At 61.0% G+C, this 19,073-nt stretch carries 15 protein-coding genes; 11 read left to right on the forward strand and 4 right to left on the reverse strand.

Annotated features, from left to right (window positions below; all coding sequences use genetic code 11):
• Positions 1-260: 260 nt before the first annotated feature.
• The 4 genes from B2V21_RS02290 to B2V21_RS02305 form a co-directional block, all read right to left on the reverse strand.
• Positions 261-1,010, reverse strand: a complete 750-nt coding sequence (locus tag B2V21_RS02290; protein ID WP_049861925.1) for a FadR/GntR family transcriptional regulator — start codon at positions 1,008-1,010, stop codon at positions 261-263.
• Between the two features lie 341 nt (positions 1,011-1,351).
• Entirely contained in the window at positions 1,352-2,758 is a 1,407-nt protein-coding gene (locus B2V21_RS02295; protein ID WP_286915919.1) for a hypothetical protein, read from the reverse strand.
• A gap of 474 nt (positions 2,759-3,232) precedes the next feature.
• Complete coding sequence (locus tag B2V21_RS02300) at positions 3,233-3,793, reverse strand: response regulator transcription factor (RefSeq protein WP_049861922.1); 561 nt, start codon at positions 3,791-3,793, stop codon at positions 3,233-3,235.
• Positions 3,790-5,049, reverse strand: coding sequence for an ATP-binding protein (locus B2V21_RS02305; protein WP_049861921.1), 1,260 nt, complete (start codon positions 5,047-5,049; stop codon positions 3,790-3,792). The genes B2V21_RS02300 and B2V21_RS02305 overlap by 4 nt, the downstream gene beginning before the upstream one ends.
• Positions 5,050-5,249: 200 nt before the next feature.
• Between B2V21_RS02305 and B2V21_RS02310 the strand changes: the two genes are divergently transcribed.
• The 11 genes from B2V21_RS02310 to B2V21_RS02360 all read left to right on the forward strand — a co-directional run.
• A complete protein-coding gene (locus tag B2V21_RS02310; protein WP_049861920.1) occupies positions 5,250-5,960 on the forward strand; it encodes an SIMPL domain-containing protein in 711 nt (236 codons plus the stop codon).
• A gap of 102 nt (positions 5,961-6,062) precedes the next feature.
• Positions 6,063-7,664, forward strand: coding sequence for an ABC transporter substrate-binding protein (locus tag B2V21_RS02315; RefSeq protein WP_286915920.1), 1,602 nt, complete (start codon positions 6,063-6,065; stop codon positions 7,662-7,664).
• Between the two features lie 256 nt (positions 7,665-7,920).
• Positions 7,921-9,522, forward strand: coding sequence for an ABC transporter substrate-binding protein (locus B2V21_RS02320; protein ID WP_049861918.1), 1,602 nt, complete (start codon positions 7,921-7,923; stop codon positions 9,520-9,522).
• 212 nt (positions 9,523-9,734) lie between these two features.
• Positions 9,735-11,333: an ABC transporter substrate-binding protein gene (locus B2V21_RS02325; protein ID WP_282347851.1), complete on the forward strand. Its 1,599-nt coding sequence runs from the start codon at positions 9,735-9,737 to the stop codon at positions 11,331-11,333.
• A gap of 162 nt (positions 11,334-11,495) precedes the next feature.
• Positions 11,496-12,875 carry an OprD family porin gene (locus B2V21_RS02330; protein ID WP_376787117.1) on the forward strand — a complete coding sequence of 460 codons (1,380 nt, stop codon included), beginning with the start codon at positions 11,496-11,498 and terminating at the stop codon, positions 12,873-12,875.
• A gap of 72 nt (positions 12,876-12,947) precedes the next feature.
• On the forward strand, positions 12,948-14,543 hold the full coding sequence (locus tag B2V21_RS02335) for an ABC transporter substrate-binding protein (protein WP_192065114.1): 1,596 nt from the start codon (positions 12,948-12,950) through the stop codon (positions 14,541-14,543).
• A gap of 76 nt (positions 14,544-14,619) precedes the next feature.
• Entirely contained in the window at positions 14,620-15,630 is a 1,011-nt protein-coding gene (locus B2V21_RS02340; RefSeq protein ID WP_049861915.1) for an ABC transporter permease subunit, read from the forward strand.
• A 10-nt stretch (positions 15,631-15,640) separates the two neighbouring features.
• On the forward strand, positions 15,641-16,552 hold the full coding sequence (locus tag B2V21_RS02345) for an ABC transporter permease subunit (RefSeq protein ID WP_049861914.1): 912 nt from the start codon (positions 15,641-15,643) through the stop codon (positions 16,550-16,552).
• A gap of 10 nt (positions 16,553-16,562) precedes the next feature.
• Positions 16,563-17,531 carry an ABC transporter ATP-binding protein gene (locus tag B2V21_RS02350; protein ID WP_286915921.1) on the forward strand — a complete coding sequence of 323 codons (969 nt, stop codon included), beginning with the start codon at positions 16,563-16,565 and terminating at the stop codon, positions 17,529-17,531.
• Positions 17,531-18,499, forward strand: coding sequence for a peptide ABC transporter ATP-binding protein (locus tag B2V21_RS02355; RefSeq protein ID WP_049861913.1), 969 nt, complete (start codon positions 17,531-17,533; stop codon positions 18,497-18,499). Before B2V21_RS02350 ends, B2V21_RS02355 begins: the two co-directional genes overlap by 1 nt.
• A 93-nt stretch (positions 18,500-18,592) precedes the next feature.
• Positions 18,593-19,073, forward strand: a 481-nt coding sequence (locus tag B2V21_RS02360) for an exodeoxyribonuclease VII large subunit (protein WP_286915922.1), incomplete at its 3' end; no start/stop codon positions are given.

Below are 19,073 nucleotides of genomic sequence, written 5' to 3' on the forward strand. Positions count from 1 at the left end.
GAGCCGCGTCAGGCTTCACCGCGGGGTATCAGACAGATCACCTTGGCCGCCGACGCGGCTTGCGCCGCTGCTACAGAGGAGCGCAGTGCTGCTGTAGCAGCGGCGCGAGCCGCGTCAGGTTTCACCGCGGGGTATCAGACAAATCACCTTGGCCGCCGACGCGGCTTGCGCCGCTGCTACAGGGGTTGCGGTGCTTCTGTAGCAGCGGCGCGAGCCGCGTCAGGTGCACCGCGGGGTGTCAGGCAATCACTTTGGGGTGATCAGACCCTGCCGGCTTCGGCTTCCTGGTGGGCTTGGCGCAGGCGCTCGCGGCTGTTGGTCAGGTGCAGGCGCATAGCGGCACGTGCAGCATCGGAATCCTGACGGGCGATGGCGTCGTAGATTTCCTCGTGCTCGCGGCTGAGCCGGGTCATGTAGTGCTGCTGGTCGTCGTGCGCCAAGCGCGCCGAATTCAGCCGGGTACGGGGAATGATGCTGGTGCCCAGGTGCGTCATGATGTCGGTGAAGTACCGGTTGCCAGTGGACAAGGCGATCTGCAGGTGGAACTGGAAATCGGATGCCACTGCATCACTGGCATGGGCCGCGCTTTCGTTCAGTGCATCGAGCGCCGCGCGCATGGCCGCCAGCTGTTCATCGGAACGTCGGCTGGCAGCCAGCCCGGCAGACTCCACTTCCAGGCTGATGCGCAACTCGAGCACCGCGAGCACGTCGCGCAAGGTGACGATGGTCGCTGGATCGATGCGAAAGCCACTCGGGCTCGGCGTGTCCAGCACGAAAGTGCCGATGCCGTGACGGGTCTCGACCTGCCCCGCCGCCTGCAGCCGGGAAATGGCTTCGCGCACCACCGTTCGGCTGACGCCCTGCTCTTCCATGATGGCCGACTCGGTAGGCAGTTTGTCGCCCCGCTTGAGTTCGCCATCGAGAATACGCTGGGTCAGCACGGCCACCAGTTCCTGGGCCAGGCTGCGCGGTTTGCGACGGGCGCGTGGGGCGGCGCTCAGATTGTCCATAGTCAACAGTTGTCTCGAAAACGGGCGGTGAGGTGCACATCATAGCCCAAGCTGGTTGTACGATCACGCTATGAGTGGAGCCACTCGAGTTCATAAAGCAACAGTGGATCAGGGAGAAGTAGTTCTGAAACGGCTCAACGAGCCCCAATGGTTGGCGATCACCGAGATATCTACATCGATGAGAGACCACGCATCTATCCTGGGCGGATGGTCGAAACACGCCAAAATATGGCGAATCAAAATGCTCAAGCCAGCTATAACGAGCTCGCCTCGCTCCTCTCCCCTGGTAGCGGAGTGAAGAGCGAGCGGGCCAGAATAACGGACAAGCGGGCCTGGGCACCTTATGCTTTGAGACAAACCACGCACGCAAATCCAGATTGATGTCCTTCACGGATCATACCTGTCACATAGATACGATCGTCTACCACAGCCATTCGCCCTATCTCGGACATGTATTCCAAAGGGTAAACCTGCCAGCCAGCCCCCTCACCTTCCGAGTTGGGCAGACCAAAGCTTTTATCCAAATTGCCATCTGAAAGAAACCGCGCCAATAGCAAGCGTCCGTACTGCATCGGCATTTCAAGATACACACCATGCGCCAAAACACGATCACCGAAATCCCATAGCTGCTGATAATTGCCCGGGAAAGGAGGCGGAGGCACAGTCAGTACAGCCCCACTATTAAAATCAGGATCAGGCAATCCATTCTGATCGATCGCGTAAACCGAGCAATTAGAGAATTCCGGATCCCGCCCCATGCCCGCAGTCAAAAAGTCTCTACCGAATGCGGAGATAACATCCCGCACCAGCTCGTATTGCACCCCGGGCCCGAACTGAAAACCTTCCTGTCCAAAGCTCGTGTCTATAAGACCTTCAAGCGTAATTCTGACGAATCCAGCATACGGCACCATCCCCTCCTTATAAAGCTGTCCAGCCAACAGCAGTTTCCCGTCCGACGGGTAAATAGCTTTTATCTCAGCACCTACGGGCATGCCTGGTTTCGGAGCACTCAAATCATAGAGCTTCAATATGCCGTCAGTACCGAAACTCCAATCGACACGTCCGTCATCAAAAAAACTGATGATCGCATGGCCAAATGCTAGAGCTGGGAGGGCGATGTAGATTCGACCATTGTAACGCAGCCCGGCGAGGTGGTCTGGCCCCGGGCGAACGATGCCGGGTCTCGGTGCAGCTTCGGCCTCGCTCCCAAGCACTCCATGAGATGCCCCTTTATCCCATTGACTGCCCTCCAGCCCCGCGAAAATAGCCGTCCCCGTCCCCAATTCCCCGAACGTTAAGTCCAGTTGGCCATCCAGCGTGTAGCGCGCCAAGGCAGGGTACAAGCCTATATCATTGCCCATAGGGATACCTACTGTTCCCAACATCAGCAATTTAGCTGGCGTGCTGCCTTGCGCCTCAATATAAAATACTCTATGGATAGCGGACTTTATATCCACACCTTCCTGCTTGTGAAACTGCCCAGTCAATTTACCGTTTTGACTGAACGACCCATCAGGCTCGCCATTTTTCTTTACGGCGTACACAATATATTCTTCAGTATCCCTGGGGAAATTTCCACCGACGCCTCCCGCATACAGCGTTCCATCCGGTCCTGCGACGACATCATAGAGACGAGTACCACTATAGTCTGGATTCTCCCGACCAAGAACGACCTTGCCGGTTTTATCGAGTCCAAACTCAAGATCGGGCTCACCTGGGTATAGCTCTGCAGAATGTCGATTACTCATACGCTGTTGATACCTCCCGATCATGACGCACTTGTCGTCGCCGTAAGGCAATCGTCCTGACCAACTGTCTCAGGGCGCCATGAACTTTCAGCATCACTCCTGAACGAGATGATTGAAAGGCGGAAACCCAACAGCACTGAATATTTGATGAGTAATTCCGCTACCGCATAGATAACTGTAGCCAAGCAGGAGAGAAACTCAAGGGGATTTAGTTATGTATCTTTTGATACGAAACATTAACTGATGAACAACTAATTACACTTCAAACACTCTACGATCGCTTCATTTTGATAGACCGCACTGCACCCATTCATCCTTGCTAGCAAAGTGCGTTGCCGGGTTTACGGCACGCGGTTTGGAGATGGATCAACGCGCACGGATCGATCACGCCGACAAAACAAGCATTTCTTCGAAAAAAAGGCCCACACGATGATCACACCGCTGGGCCATTGCGCACACCAGGTGGCCGCAGATTCAGCGCCGAACCGGACGCTTCTGCAATTTGCGTTGCAGGGTGCGTCGGTGCATACCCAACGCCCGCGCCGTGGCGGAAATGTTGCCTTCGTGCTCGGTGAGCACCCGCTGGATGTGCTCCCATTGCAGACGGTCCACCGACATGGGGTTTTCCGGCACCAGGGTATCGAGGTCGGCGTGTTCGGCCGACAGCGCAGCCAGCACGTCGTCGGCATCGGCCGGCTTGCACAGGTAGTTGCAGGCGCCACGCTTGATCGCCTCCACTGCGGTCGCGATGCTGGAATAGCCGGTGAGGATCACCACACGCATCTCCGGGTCCAACTCCAGCAGCTTGGGCAGCAGCACCAGGCCCGAATCGCCTTCCATTTTAAGGTCCAGTGCGGCGTAGTCCGGGATGTCGTCCTGGGCCAGCTTCAAGCCTTCCTCGGCGCTGCCCGCGGTACTCACGCGAAAGCCTCGGCGGCTCATGGCGCGGGCCATGACGCGGGTGAAGGTGGCGTCATCATCTACCAACAACAAATGTGGCAGTTCTTCGCCTTCGACTTGGTGTTCGTCAGTCATCGATCATCTCCTCGGACGCCACGGGGCAGACGCAGCTCGGTGAGCGTGCCGCCCTCTTCATGACTATAGAGTTTTACCGAGCCGCCGGCGCGAGTCACGCTGGCTTTGCTCAAGAACAGGCCGAGGCCGAAGCCTTTGCCCTTTGTGGTGAAGAACGGCTTGCCGATCTGCTCGGCAATCGCCAGGGGAACACCCGCTCCGTGGTCGCGGATCGAGATGAAAATGTCAACGCTGTCCCAGTCCAGCCTGACCTCGAGGTTGTCGGGGCAGGCATCGGCGGCGTTGTTGAGCAGGTTGAGCAGCGCCTGGGTCAGATCCGGCGGCGGCGCCAGATGGGGAACCTCGCCCTGGCCCTGGCGGTGGAAGCGATAGCTGGATTCGGGACGCATCAGGTGCCAGCGATTCAGGGCCTCGTCGAGCCAGGCGGTCACGGGTTGATCGACCACAGCCATGCGCCGATTGGCCTCGGCGGCGCGCACCAGCTGCTGCAGGGTTTCCTTGCACAGCTTGACCTGATCCTGCAGCACCTGCAGGTCTTCCTGCAGTTCGGGCTGGGGATGGTCCTGGCGCATCTCCTTGAGCAGCACGCTCATGGTGGCCAGTGGCGTACCCAATTCATGGGCGGCACCGGCGGCCTCGGTAGCCACGGCCAGCAGTTGCTGATCACGCAGACCCTCTTCGCGGCGCTGCGCGCGCAGTTGTTCCTGGCGGCGCAGCTCTTCGGCCATCTTGGCGGCGAAGAAGGTGATCACCGAAGCCGCCAGGGCAAAGCTCAACCACATGCCGTATATCTGCAGGTTTTCCCGGCCGATCGGCAAGGCGTCGAGCGGGTAGAAATGCGCCAGCATGAAGGTGTAGCACGCCAGGGCGATCCCGGACAGCACCAGGGAATAGACCCACGGCAGGGTCACGGCGGCAATGGTCAGCGGCACCAGGTAATAGGAAACGAACGGGTTGGCGCCGCCGCCCGAGTAATACAGCAGGACGCTGTGGATGAGCAGGTCGCAGGCCAGTTGCAAGGCGTATTCAAGCTCGGTGACGGGCAAAGAGAAGCGCAGGCGCAGCACGGTCAGCGCGCAGAGTATGGCCGACACCGCCAGGGTGGTGCTCAACGCCAGCCAAGGCAAGGGCAACAGGTGCGTGAGGTAGGCGAAGCCGACCGAACCGGCCTGAGCGGCCAGTACCAGCGTGCGGATGAAGGTCAGGCGCCAAAGGTTCTGGCGTGAAGCGGAAAGAGGCATAGGGTGGGCGAGCATTTGCTCTCCAGTGAGCGCTGCAGGCGGATCGGTGCAAGTATAACCAACTCGACGCGTCGACAGCGAAAAGTGCGGCAAATGACCGCGTCGCAAGTGCCGGCCTTGGGTTTATCGTAAAAGGTGGCCTGTCCATGTAGCCCCCTCAGGAACCGCATCCGGCCTGGCCAGTCTTACGCAGCACCTACAACAAGGAGTTTTCCATGCCCGTCATCACCCGCAGCGCCGCCCTGGTCCTTGGCGCAAGCCTGTTGTCCAGCCTCCCTGCCCTGGCCGACGAGGCCCGCTACAACCAGATTTCCCTGCGTGCAGAGGTCAGCCAGGAAGTGCCTCGCGACCTGATGCTCGTGACCCTCTACAGCGAGGAGCAGAATGCCGACCCGGCCAAGCTGGCCGCCGGTATCAGCGACACGTTGAACAAGGCCCTGGCCCAGGCTCGCGAAGTCAAAGGCGTGATCGTCCGCCAGGGCAGTCGCAACAGCTATCCGATCTACGATGACAAGGGCCAGACCATCACCGGCTGGCGCGAGCGCGCCGAAGTGCGCCTGGAAAGCGCCGACTTCCCGGCCCTGTCCAAACTCACCGGCGAACTGCTGCAGAGCCTGAAGATGGGCGCCATGGACTTCTCCATCGCCGACAAGACCCGCAAGCAGAGCGAAGACGCCCTGCTCAAGGAAGCCGTGGCTGCGTTCAAAGCCCGCGCGCAACTGGCCACCGACGCCCTGGGCGGCAAGAGCTACAAGGTGGTCAACCTCAACCTCAACAGCGCAGGCTACCCTCGCCCGTACGCCTCGGCGCCGATGATGATGAAGGCCGCTCGCGCCGACGCGGCTCCGGTGACCCCGGACGTAGAAGCGGGCACCAGCGAGGTCAGCATCAATGCCGACGGCGTCATCGAAGTCGTGATGCCTTGATAGGCTGACGCTTTCGTCAAAGGCAGAATCCGCTCCCGCAGGACGGATTCTGTCCGCAAACATCACTCCCCGAGTCCCTCCCTTCGTCTATCGAGGCCCCATATGGATATCCCCGCCTTCAAGCCCCTGCTCCTTACCGCCGCCCTGTGCGCCGGGATGCCCATGGCCCAGGCCGCGAGTACGCTGGTGTACTGCTCCGAAGCCAGCCCTGCCGGTTTCGATCCCAGCCAGTACACCAGTGGTACCGATTTTGACGCCTCGGCGGAAACCGTCTTCAATCGCCTGACCCAGTTCAAGCGCGGCGGCACCGAAGTCGAACCGGGGCTGGCCACTTCCTGGGACGTCTCCCCGGACGGCTTGACCTACACCTTTCACCTGCGCGAAGGCGTCAAGTTCCACACCACCGACTACTTCACGCCCACCCGCGATTTCAACGCGGACGACGTGCTGTTCACCTTCCAGCGCCTGCTCGACCCCGAGCATCCATTCCGCAAGGCCTACCCTTCGGAATCGCCCTATTTCACCGACATGGGCCTGAACACCAACATCAAGTCGGTCAGCAAACAAGACCCGCATACCGTGATCTTCACGCTGAACACGGTCGACGCCGCCTTCGTGCAGAACCTGGCGATGAGTTTCGCTTCGGTGCAGTCCGCCGAATACGCCGACCAGTTGCTCAAGCAGGGCAAGGCCGCCGACATCAACCAGAAACCCATCGGCACCGGCCCATTCGTGTTCAAGCGCTACCAGAAGGATTCGCAGATCCGCTACACCGCCAACAAGGCGTACTGGAAACCCGAGGACGTCAAGCTCGACAACCTGATCTTCTCCATCAGTACCGATGCTGCGGTGCGCCTGCAGAAGCTGAAGGCTGGCGAATGCCAGGTCAGCGGCTATCCACGGCCTGCCGACATCGACGTGATGAAGCAGGACCCCAACCTGCGCGTGCTCAGCCAGCCGGGCTTCAACCTGGGTTTTCTGGCCTACAACGTGACCCATCCGCCGCTCGACCAGCTCAAGGTGCGTCAGGCCCTGGACATGGCGATCGACAAGCCGGCCATCATCAAGGCGGTCTACCAGAGCGCCGGTCAGTTGGCGCAGAACGCCCTGCCCCCTGCGCAATGGTCGTATGACACCCGAATCAAGGACGCGCCCCACGACATTACCAAGGCCCGTGCCCTGCTCAAGGAAGCCGGAATCAAAGAGGGCACGACCATCGACCTGTGGGCCATGACGGTGCAGCGTGCGTCCAACCCCAATGCGCGCATGTCGGCGCAGATGATCCAGAACGACTGGGCCAAGATCGGCATCAAGGCCAACATCATCAGTTACGAATGGGGTGAGTACATCAAGCGCGCCAAGAATGGCGAGCACGACACCATGATCTATGGCTGGACCGGCGACAATGGCGATCCGGACAACTGGCTCGGCGTGCTCTACAGCTGCGCGGCGGTCAAGGGCAGCAACTACGCCAAATGGTGCGATCCGGCCTACGACAAGCTCATCCAGCAGGCCAAACTGAGCAGCGATCGCGATGAACGCGTGAAGCTGTACCAGCAGGCGCAGGCGATACTCAAGCAACAGGTGCCGATCACACCGATCGCCAACTCCACGGTCTTCCAGCCCATGCGCAAGGAAGTCCAGGATTTCCGCATCAGCCCCTTCGGCCTGACGCCCTTCTATGGTGTCAGCCTTTCGCAGTGATACCGAACGCCCCATTGCAGTGCGTCATCGTGGTGCAATGGGGTCGATAAGTGTGCATTGAGCGACCAAATGTAGTTGAACATGCGTTCAACTACCGAAAAACTTACATCGATGCGACATTCGTGTACGCCCGTCCCACCGTTTCAGGTGCGATACACCGCAAACAGTTGATTTGGGTATGCCGCCTGCATAAGTATCGGCCAGGTCGACTCACAAGGTCGCCCTCATTCTTAAAATGACAACAACTGAGGCCACCATGCTCAAAACCGCGGTCATTCCGTTCATCGTCGGGGCCGGCCTGCTCGCCAGCGCCCCTTTCGCCCATGCTGCGAGCAACCTTGTATTCTGCTCTGAAGGCAGTCCGGCGGGTTTTGACCCGGCGCTGTATACCAGTGGTACGGATTTCGATGCTTCGGCAGAAACCGTCTTCAACCGTCTGAGCCAGTTCGAGCGTGGCGGCACCGCAGTCATTCCGGGTCTTGCCACCAGCTGGGACATCTCCGAAGACGCCCTGACCTACACCTTCCACCTGCGCGAAGGGGTCAAGTTCCACACCACCGACTACTTCAAGCCGTCCCGCGAATTTAACGCCGACGACGTGCTGTTCACCTTCAACCGCATGATCGACAAGAACATGCCGTTCCGCAAAGCCTATCCGACCGAGTTCCCGTACTTCACCGACATGGGCATGGACGAGAACATCACCAACATCGAGAAGCTCGACGATCACACCGTCCGCTTCACCTTGAAGACGGTCGACGCCGCGTTCATCCAGAACATGGCCATGAGCTTCGCTTCGATCCAGTCCGCCGAATACGCCGCCCAGTTGCTCAAGCAGGGCAAGGCCGCCGACATCAACCAGAAGCCGATCGGCACCGGCCCGTTCGTGTTCAATCGCTATCAGAAAGACGCGCAGATTCGCTACAAGGGCAACAAGGACTACTGGAACCCGGCTGACGTGAAGATCGACAACCTGATCTTCGCCATCACCACCGATGCATCCGTGCGCATGCAGAAGCTCAAGAAGAACGAATGCCAGGTCAGCGTCTATCCACGTCCGGCCGATCTCAAGCCGCTCAAGGAAGACAAGAACCTGCAGATGCCCGACCAGGCTGGCTTCAACCTGGGCTACATCGCCTACAACGTGACCCACGAACCACTGGGCAACCTCAAGGTTCGCCAGGCGCTGGACATGGCGGTGAACAAGCAGAGCATCATCGAGGCCGTTTACCAGGGCGCCGGTCAATTGGCCGTCAACGCCATGCCGCCGACCCAGTGGTCCTATGACACGAGCATCAAAGACGCTGGTTACAACGTGGAAGAGGCCAAGAAGCTGCTCAAGGAAGCCGGCGTCAAGGAAGGCACCGAGATCACCCTGTGGGCCATGCCGGTACAGCGTCCCTACAACCCCAACGCCAAGCTGATGGCCGAAATGCTGCAGTCGGACTGGGCCAAGGTGGGTATCAAGGCCAAGATCGTCAGCTACGAATGGGGTGAATACCTCAAGCGCGCCAAGGCCGGCGAGACCGATGCCATGCTGATCGGCTGGAGCGGCGACAACGGTGACCCGGACAACTGGCTGGGCACCCTGTACGGTTGCGATGCGGTGAACGGCAACAACTTCTCGAAGTGGTGCGACAAGGACTACGACCAGTTGATCAAGACCGCCAAGGCCACGCCCGATCAGGCCAAGCGCACCGAGCTGTACAAACAGGCCCAGGTGCGCCTCAAGCAACAGGTGCCGATCACCCCGATCGCGCACTCCACGGTCTACCAGCCCATGAGCGCCAAGGTCACCGACTTCAAGATCAGCCCCTTTGGCTTGAACTCGTTCTATGGCGTGGGCGTGAAGGACTGAACCAGGCACTTCCCCTCATGGAAGCGGGCGATGGACCGGCAGGTCCAGCGCCCATTCGCTTGCATTAACGCCAGGATTTTTCCCACAGCTCTACCGGAATACGCCGACATACGCCCTCGTCCAATGGGACTAGCTTCCTTTGGTGGCGGCCGCCGTATTCCTGCCAGGGAACTGGCGCCCCACGATCGGAAAACAACAAGACAGGGACTATCATGCGACATACCCAGCTTTGCTCCGCCATGCTTGCTCTGGGCCTGCTCGGCCAGGTTGGCCTCAGCCAGGCCGCCAACAGCCTGGTGTACTGCTCCGAAGGCAGCCCCGCCGGCTTCGACATCGCCCAGTACACGAGCGGCACCGACAACGACGCTGCGCAACCGATCTACAACCGCCTGACCGAATTCGAAAAAGGCGGCACCAGTGTCATTCCTGCGCTGGCCACCAAGTGGGACATCTCCGAAGACGGCCTGACCTACACCTTCCACCTGCGCGAAGGGGTCAAGTTCCACAGCAACGAAGCGTTCAAGCCGACCCGTGACTTCAACGCCGACGACGTGCTGTTCACCTTCAATCGCATGCTCGATCCCAACCAGCCGTTTCGCAAGGCGTATCCAACCGAGTTCCCGTACTTCGTCAGCATGAGCCTGGACAAGAACATCGCCAAGGTCGAGAAAACCGACGACCACACCGTGGTGTTCACCCTCAACGCCGTAGACGCCGCGTTCGTGCAGAACATCGCCATGAACTTCGCGTCCATCCTGTCCGCCGAGTACGCCGAGCAGCTGCTCAAGAGCGGCAACATGCGTGACATCAACCAGAAGCCGATCGGCACCGGTCCGTTCGCCTTCCAGCGTTACCAGAAAGACTCGCAGATCCGCTACAAGGCCAACCCGCAGTACTGGGACATGAGCCAGGTGAAGGTCGACCAGTTGATCTTCGCCATCAACACCGACGCTTCGGTGCGCATGCAGAAGCTCAAGAAGAACGAGTGCCAGGTCACCGCCTACCCACGTCCTGCCGACCTTGCGGGCCTGAAGGCTGACCCCAAGCTCAAGGTCATGGAGCAGGCCGGCTACAACCTGGGCTACATCACCTACAACGTGCGTCACAAGCCGTTCGACCAGCTGGAAGTGCGCCAGGCCATGGACATGGCGGTGAACAAGGACGCCATTCTCAAGGCTGTCTACCAGGGCGCCGGGCAGAAGGCCGTCAACGCCATGCCGCCGACCCAATGGTCCTACGACGAGAGCATCAAGGACGCGCCTTTCGATCCGGAGAAAGCCAAGCAGATGCTGCAGGCCGCCGGCGTCAAGGAAGGCACCGAGATCACTTTGTGGGCCATGCCCGTGCAGCGCCCCTACAACCCCAATGCCAAGCTGATGGCTGAAATGCTGCAGGCCGACTGGGGCAAGATCGGCCTCAAGGTGAAGATCGTCAGCTACGAATGGGGCGAGTACCTGGACCGTACCAAACGCGGCGAACACGACGTCTCGCTGATTGGCTGGACCGGCGACAACGGGGACCCGGACAACTGGCTGGGCACGCTGTACAGCTGCGACGCCATCGGCAGCAACAACTACTCGATGTGGTGCAACCAGGACTACGACAAGCTGGTCCAGCAGGCCAAGCGGGTCACCGACCGCGAAGAGCGCAGCGTGCTCTATCGTCAGGCCCAGCAGTTGCTCAAGCAACAGGTGCCGATCACCCCGATCGCCCACTCCACCGTCAACCAGCCGGTCAGCGCCAAGGTTGAAGGCTTCAAGGTCAGCCCGTTCGGGCGTAACGACTTTGGCGGCGTGAGTCTGCGCGACTAGATAAACCAGGCCTTCCCCACACCCATGACCGTGCCATGGGTTTGGGGAGCTTTTGGCAAAAAAGAGCAAGCAAACGTTTGCAACTGTCATCACGGGCCATGGACTGGCCATCAGCCGCACTAGAAGACGCGGCCATAAAACTAAAAAAGTAAGGAGCTTCAGTTGAAAATTACCAAGAGAGCAGTCTTCACCTTGTCGTTGAGCGGGTTCGCGCCCCTGGTCCTGGCCGATGAAGTCAGCCAGGCGTTCATCCCGCTTACCGTCAAGACCAGCAGCGCACAGGATGAGGCCAAGGGCTTCATCGAGGACTCGAGCCTGACCGGCTCGACCCGCAACTGGTTCGCCAAGGAGAAGGGCAAGCGTGGCCTGACCTGGGGCATCAACAAGGGCGATGGCGTGACCGAACGCACCGGCAGCCGCGACACCTGGGTTCAGGGCACCATCGTCAACTACACCTCGGGCTTCACTCAGGGCACCGTGGGGTTCAGCACCGAAGTGGCGGCCTACAACACCGTGGCGCTGGAGCAGGGCAAAGGTCGCGTGGCCGGCGGGGGGAACCGCACACTGACCGATCACGATGGCGATGTGGTCGACCAGTGGACCAAGGCGGGCCTGGCCAACCTCAAGGCGCGGGTGTCCAACACCGTGCTGACCGCCGGGCGCCAATCGATGAACACGCCGGTACTGGCCTTCATCGGCAACCGTGCCCTGCCCTCCAGCTTCGAGGGTGTCAGCCTGCACAGCGCCGAGTTCGACAACCTCGACTTCGACCTGGGCACGTTCAGCCGCGTCTCGCCGCGAACCGAACAGAGCCTGAGCAAGTTCAGGACCGAGTACGGCGACGGCACCACCACCGATCAGGTCAACATCTTCGGCCTCAACTACCAGCCGCTGAAAAGCCTGACCACCAGCCTGTACGCGTCCAACGTCAAGGATGTGTGGAACCAGTATTACTTCGGCGCCTCCCATGAACTGGGCGATGCCTCGGTGCTGGGCCTGACCACCGGTTTGAACTACTACAAGACCAAGGATGCCGGCAGCTCGAAGATGGGCGCCATCGACAACGACACCTACAGCCTGTCGTTGACCGCCACGCACAAGGCGCACAGCCTGACCCTGGCCTTCCAGGAAGTGAACGGCAACGAATACTTCGACTACCTGCACGAAACCAACGCCATTTTCCTGGCCAACTCGCTGTTTTCCGACTACAACGGCCCGAACGAAAAATCGTTCCAGATCGGTTACGGGCTGGACATGGCCGGCTATGGCGTACCCGGCCTCAAGTTCAGCGTCTACACCGCGCGCGGCTGGGGTATCGATGGCACACACTACAAGGGCGGCGGCTATGATGGCATCCAGGCCCAGGACGGCGAGAAGCATTACGAGTACGGCTTCGGCACCTCGTATGCCGTGCAGGGCGGGCCGTTGAAGGCCAGCACCATCCGCGCGACCTACAGTGCCCACCGCGCCAGCGCCAATCAGGTCGATGGCAGCCTCAACGAGCTGCGCATCGTCACCACCATTCCGTTCCAGATTCTTTGATCGGCAACCGCTGCCCGGGGTTCGACGAATCCCGGGCAGCGGCTACGCTTACGTGCGATTGCGAGGGCAATGATGAAAACGCTATCTCTGAAGGCTGCCGTGGCAGCCGCCCTGCTCGGCCTGACCTTGGGCGCCAGTGCCAAACCGCTGGTGGTCTGCACCGAAGCCAGCCCCGAAGGTTTCGATATCGTTCAATACACCGGCGCGGTCACGAGCGATGCCTCGGCCGAGACGGTGCTCAACCGCCTGGTCGACTTCACGCCGGGCACCACCGACATCCAGCCGGGGCTGGCCAAGAGCTGGGACATCAGTGAAGACGGCAAGACCTATACGTTCCACTTGCGCGAAGGCGTGAAGTTCCACACCACCGACTACTTCAAGCCGACCCGCACCCTGAATGCCGACGACGTGCTGTGGAGCTTCATGCGCCAGTTCGACGCCAAGCATCCCTGGCATGACAAGTCCACCATGGGCTATCCCTATTTCGAATCGATGGCCATGGGTGATCTGATCCAGAGCATCGACAAGCTCGACGACATGACCGTGCGTTTCGTGCTCAAGCGCCCCGAAGCGCCGTTCCTGCGCGACATGGCGATGCCCTTCACCTCGATCTACTCAGCCGAATACGCCGACCAGTTGCTCAAGGCCGGCAAGACCGCCGACTTGAACAGCAAGCCGATCGGCACCGGGCCGTTCGTGTTCGTGCGCTACAGCAAGGACGCCCAGGTTCGCTTCAAGGCCAACCCCGATTACTACAAGGGCAAGCCACCGGCCGACCCGCTGATTTTCGCCATCACCGTGGACAACAACGTGCGGGCGCAGAAGCTGCGGGCCAACGAGTGCCAGGTGGCGGTCTATCCCAAGCCAGACGACGTACCCGGCATCAAGGCCGATCCTCAGCTCAAGATCGCCGAGATGGATGCCTTGATGACCAGCTATGTGGCCATCAACACCACTCACAAATACCTGAGCGACGTTCGCGTGCGCCAGGCCATCCAGATGGCCTTCGACAAGCAGACCTTCGTTCGAACCCTGTTCGGCGAGGGAAACGCGACACCGGGCGTGGGGCCCTACCCGACCACGCTACTGGGCTACAACCACAGCCTCAAAGACCTGCCCTACGATCCGGACAAGGCCCGCGCCCTGCTCAAGGAAGCCGGCGTTCCGGAAGGCACCTCGTTCACCATCTTCGCGCGCAACGGCAGCAGCCCGACCAACCCCAACTCCAGCCTCGCAGCGCAACTGTTGCAGGCCGACCTGGCCAAGGTTGGCATCAAGCTGGATATCCGCGTGCTGGAATGGGGCGAGTTGATCAAGCGCCTGAAACTGGGCGAACATGACCTGGCTTTCTACGGTTGGGCCGGCGACAACGGCGACCCGGACAACTTCCTCAGCCCGAACCTTACCTGCGAAGCAGCGAAGAACGGCGAAAACGCCGCGCGCTGGTGCAACAAGGAATTCGACGCCCTGGTCAGCCAGGCCCGCGAAGCCACTGAACCGGCAGCGCGCGCGGCGTTCTACGAACAGGCGCAGGTCATTTTTCTCAAAGAGCAACCTTGGTTGAGCCTGGCGTATCCACGTGTGTTCTCGGCCATGCGCAAGAACGTCGAAGGCTTCCACATAAGCCCGATGACCAATAACAACTTCGCCACCACCCAGGTGAAGTAGAAAAAGACGCCGCGTATCGGCGCCCACCCGGGCGGATGCGCGGCTTGCCTAACCGGCTGATGAGGTACTACGCACGATGTTTAGTTTTATTGCCCGACGTGTGGGATTGCTGATCCCCACTTTCTTCGGCATCACGCTATTGACCTTCGCGTTGATACGCCTGATTCCCGGTGACCCTGTCGAAGTGATGATGGGCGAGCGTCGGGTCGACCCCGAAATGCACGCACAGGCGATGGAACGCCTGGGTCTGAACAAGCCCCTGTATGCTCAGTACCTGGATTACATCGGCAATCTCGCCCAGGGCAACCTGGGTGAGTCGCTGCGTACGCGCGAGAGCGTCTGGACCGAGTTCACTGCGCTGTTTCCGGCCACGCTGGAGCTGTCCATCGCCGCGCTGATCTTCGCCGGCGTGCTCGGCCTGCTGGCGGGGGTGATCGCTGCGCTCAAGCGAGGATCGCTGTTCGACCATGGGGTCATGGGTATTTCCCTGGCCGGCTATTCCATGCCCATCTTCTGGTGGGGCCTGATCCTGATCATGTTCTTTTCGGTGACCCTGGGCTGGACGCCAGTGTCGGGGCGCATCGACCTGCTCTACGACATCCAGCCGAAAACCGGCTTCATGCTCATCGACACGTTGTTCAGCGAAGACGAAGGCGCCTGGTTGGACGCCCTGCAGCACCTGATTCTGCCCGCCATCGTGCTAGGCACCATTCCGCTGGCGGTGATCGCCCGCATGACCCGTTCCTCGATGCTCGAAGTGCTGCGCGAGGACTACGTGCGCACTGCCCGCGCCAAGGGCCTGTCGCCGACCCGCGTGGTGTTCGTGCACGGCCTGCGCAACGCGCTGATTCCGGTGCTGACCGTGTTCGGCCTGCAGGTCGGCACCTTGCTGGCCGGTGCGGTACTGACCGAAACCATCTTCTCGTGGCCGGGCATCGGCAAGTGGCTGATCGAGGCCATCGGCGCTCGTGACTACCCTGTCGTGCAGAACGGCATCCTGTTGATCGCCTGCCTGGTGATCCTGGTCAACTTCGTGGTGGACATCCTCTACGGCCTGGCCAACCCACGCATCCGTCATCAGCGTTGAGACCCTATCCATGACTACGAAAATCGAAACGGTCGCGGTGGATCAGAGCCTGCTCTACCCCTCCCCGTACAAGGAATTCTGGCAGGCATTCGCCAAGAACAAGGGCGCCGTGGCGGGCCTGGTGTTCATGCTGATCATCGTCTTCTGCGCGCTGTTCGCGCCGTGGGTGGCCCCGCACAACCCCAGCGAGCAGTACCGTGACTTCCTCCTCACCCCGCCGGTATGGCTGGAAGGCGGCCAGTGGCAATTCATCCTGGGCACCGACGAGCTGGGCCGTGATTTGCTTTCGCGCTTGATCCAGGGCTCGCGGCTGTCGCTGCTGATCGGCCTGTCGTCGGTGGTGATGTCGCTGATCCCGGGCATTCTCATGGGCCTGCTGGCCGGATTCTTCCCGCGCATTCTCGGGCCGTCGATCATGCGCCTGATGGACGTCATGCTGGCGCTGCCATCGCTGCTGCTGGCCGTGGCGATCGTCGCCATCCTCGGCCCTGGCCTGATCAACACCGTGATCGCCATTGCCGTGGTGTCGCTGCCCTCCTACGTACGCCTGACCCGCGCTGCGGTGATGGGCGAACTGAACCGTGACTACGTGACCGCCGCGCGCCTGGCCGGGGCTACGTTGCCGCGCCTGATGTTCATCACCGTGCTACCCAACTGCATGGCGCCGCTGATCGTGCAGGCCACCTTGAGCTTTTCCTCGGCGATTCTCGACGCTGCAGCCCTGGGTTTCCTGGGCCTGGGCGTACAACCGCCAACGCCGGAATGGGGCACCATGCTGGCTTCGGCGCGTGACTACATCGAACGCGCTTGGTGGGTGGTGAGCCTGCCGGGCCTGACCATTCTGCTCAGCGTGCTGGCAATCAACCTGATGGGCGACGGGCTGCGCGATGCGCTGGACCCCAAACTCAAGAACGCCGCCTGAGGAGCCGATCATGTCACTTTTGAATATCAACAACCTGAACGTACGTTTCGGCGATGCCAAGGCCGTACCGGTCGTGGACGGGCTGGACCTGAGCGTGGACAAGGGCGAAGTGCTGGCCATCGTCGGCGAATCGGGCTCGGGCAAATCGGTGACCATGATGGCCCTGATGGGTCTGATCGATGCACCCGGCATCGTCACCGCCGACTCGCTGGTCTTCGACGGCCACGACATGCTCAAGCTCAACGCCCGGCAACGGCGCAAGGTGGTCGGCAAGGACCTGGCGATGATTTTCCAGGACCCGATGACTGCGCTTAATCCCAGCTACACCGTGGGTTTCCAGATCGAGGAAGTCTTGCGCCAGCACCTGGGCATGTCCGGCAAGGCCGCGCGCCAGCGTGCTCTGGAATTGCTCAAGAAGGTGGAAATCCCGGCAGCCGAAAGCCGCCTGGATGCCTATCCGCATCAGCTGTCCGGGGGCATGAGCCAACGCGTGGCGATCGCCATGGCGATTGCCGGTGAGCCCAAGCTGCTGATCGCCGACGAACCGACCACCGCACTGGACGTGACCATCCAGGCGCAGATCATGGAGTTGCTGCTCAGCCTGCAACAAGAGCAGAACATGGGGCTGATCCTGATCACCCACGACCTGGCCGTGGTGGCCGAAACCGCCCAACGCGTGTGCGTGATGTACGCCGGTCAGGCAGTGGAAGTGGGCCATGTACCGCAACTGTTCGACATTCCCGCGCACCCCTACAGCGAAGCGTTGCTGATGGCCATTCCGGAGCACAGCGAAGGCGCCGAGCGCCTGGCCACCCTGCCCGGCATCGTCCCCGGCCGCTACGACCGTCCGCAGGGCTGCCTGCTGTCGCCGCGCTGCCCGTACGTACGGGACAACTGTCGCACCGAACGCCCGGCCCTGGCCCCCAAAGCCCAGAGCCTGGCGCGTTGTTTCTACCCACTCAATCAGGAGGTGGCGTGATGAGCGTCGTACTGACCGCCCGCGACCTTACCCGTCATTACGATGTTTCGCGCGGGCTCTTCAAGCCCCATGCCGTCGTGCGTGCCCTCAATGGCGTCTCCTTCGAGCTGGAAGCCGGCAAGACCCTCGCCGTGGTCGGTGAATCGGGCTGTGGCAAGTCGACCCTGGCCCGCGCGCTGACCCTGATCGAAGAACCATCCTCCGGTTCGCTGCAGATCGCCGGTCAGGAAGTGGCAGGCGCCAGCAAGGCCGAGCGCAAGCAACTGCGCAAGGACGTGCAGATGGTGTTCCAGAGCCCCTATGCCTCGCTCAACCCTCGGCAGAAGATCGGCGACCAACTCGGCGAGCCGCTGCTGATCAACACCTCCCTGAGCAAGGCGGAGCGCCGCGAGAAGGTCCAGGCGATGATGCAGCAGGTGGGCCTGCGCCCCGAACACTACCAGCGCTACCCGCACATGTTCTCTGGTGGCCAGCGCCAGCGCATCGCCCTGGCCCGCGCCATGATGTTGCAACCCAAAGTGCTGGTCGCCGACGAACCCACCTCGGCCCTCGACGTGTCGATCCAGGCGCAGGTGCTGAACCTGTTCATGGACCTGCAGCAGGAATTCAACACGGCGTACGTGTTCATCTCCCACAACCTGGCCGTGGTGCGTCACGTGGCCGACCAGGTGCTGGTGATGTACCTGGGCCGGCCGGCGGAAATGGGGCCCAAGGAAGACATCTACACCCGTCCTCTGCATCCCTATACCCAGGCCCTGCTGTCGGCCACGCCGACCATCAAACCGGACCCGCTCAAGCCCAAGATCAAGATCGTCGGCGAGTTGCCCAACCCGCTGAATCCGCCGTCGGGCTGTGCGTTCCACAAGCGTTGCCCGTACGCTACCGAGCGCTGCAGCACCGAAGTACCGGCGTTCCGGCCGGTGGATACGCGGCAGGTGGCGTGTCACTACGCCGAGCAGTTCCTGTAACGCCTGCAGGCCTCTTCGCCAATCGGTGAAGAGGCCTGTACCTCCCCCTTCTCCCCAGTGCATCCGCAGACGAATGTCTCTATGATGCCGAACATGATCAAAGACCCCTTTGCCCGCCTGAACCTCGATCGCGAGGTCATCACCGTCAGCCAGCTCAATGGCCGTGCCCGTGTGTTGCTCGAAGATGTCTTCAGCAATATCTGGGTCGAAGGTGAAATCTCCAACCTGGCGCGTCCGGCGTCCGGCCACGTCTATTTCACGCTCAAGGACAGCGGCGCCCAGGTGCGCTGTGCCCTGTTCCGGCAGAACGCTCAACGTGTGCGCCAGGTGCTCAAGGATGGCGCAGCGGTGAAAGTGCGCGGCAAGGTCTCGCTGTTCGAAGGCCGTGGCGACTATCAACTGATCCTAGACACCGTGGAGCCTGCCGGTGACGGCGCGCTGCGCATGGCGTTCGACGCGCTCAAGGTAAAGCTCGACGCCGAAGGTCTGTTCAGCAGCGAACGCAAGGTGGCCCTGCCGGCGCACCCGCAACGCATCGGTATCGTCAGTTCGCCGACCGGCGCGGTGATCCGCG

This window comes from Pseudomonas sp. UBA6276 (assembly GCF_002438365.1).
GTDB classification, from domain to species: domain Bacteria; phylum Pseudomonadota; class Gammaproteobacteria; order Pseudomonadales; family Pseudomonadaceae; genus Aquipseudomonas; species Aquipseudomonas coleopterorum.

What these genes read in the sequence shown, in the direction of transcription:
- B2V21_RS02290 (WP_049861925.1), bottom strand. Translation starts at nt 1,010, where the DNA reads ATGGACAATCTGAGCGCCGCCCCACGCGCCCGTCGCAAACCGCGCAGC.
- B2V21_RS02295 (WP_286915919.1), bottom strand. Translation starts at nt 2,758, where the DNA reads ATGAGTAATCGACATTCTGCAGAGCTATACCCAGGTGAGCCCGATCTT.
- B2V21_RS02300 (WP_049861922.1), bottom strand. Translation starts at nt 3,793, where the DNA reads ATGACTGACGAACACCAAGTCGAAGGCGAAGAACTGCCACATTTGTTG.
- B2V21_RS02305 (WP_049861921.1), bottom strand. Translation starts at nt 5,049, where the DNA reads ATGCTCGCCCACCCTATGCCTCTTTCCGCTTCACGCCAGAACCTTTGG.
- B2V21_RS02310 (WP_049861920.1), top strand. Translation starts at nt 5,250, where the DNA reads ATGCCCGTCATCACCCGCAGCGCCGCCCTGGTCCTTGGCGCAAGCCTG.
- B2V21_RS02315 (WP_286915920.1), top strand. Translation starts at nt 6,063, where the DNA reads ATGGATATCCCCGCCTTCAAGCCCCTGCTCCTTACCGCCGCCCTGTGC.
- B2V21_RS02320 (WP_049861918.1), top strand. Translation starts at nt 7,921, where the DNA reads ATGCTCAAAACCGCGGTCATTCCGTTCATCGTCGGGGCCGGCCTGCTC.
- B2V21_RS02325 (WP_282347851.1), top strand. Translation starts at nt 9,735, where the DNA reads ATGCGACATACCCAGCTTTGCTCCGCCATGCTTGCTCTGGGCCTGCTC.
- B2V21_RS02335 (WP_192065114.1), top strand. Translation starts at nt 12,948, where the DNA reads ATGAAAACGCTATCTCTGAAGGCTGCCGTGGCAGCCGCCCTGCTCGGC.
- B2V21_RS02340 (WP_049861915.1), top strand. Translation starts at nt 14,620, where the DNA reads ATGTTTAGTTTTATTGCCCGACGTGTGGGATTGCTGATCCCCACTTTC.
- B2V21_RS02345 (WP_049861914.1), top strand. Translation starts at nt 15,641, where the DNA reads ATGACTACGAAAATCGAAACGGTCGCGGTGGATCAGAGCCTGCTCTAC.
- B2V21_RS02350 (WP_286915921.1), top strand. Translation starts at nt 16,563, where the DNA reads ATGTCACTTTTGAATATCAACAACCTGAACGTACGTTTCGGCGATGCC.
- B2V21_RS02355 (WP_049861913.1), top strand. Translation starts at nt 17,531, where the DNA reads ATGAGCGTCGTACTGACCGCCCGCGACCTTACCCGTCATTACGATGTT.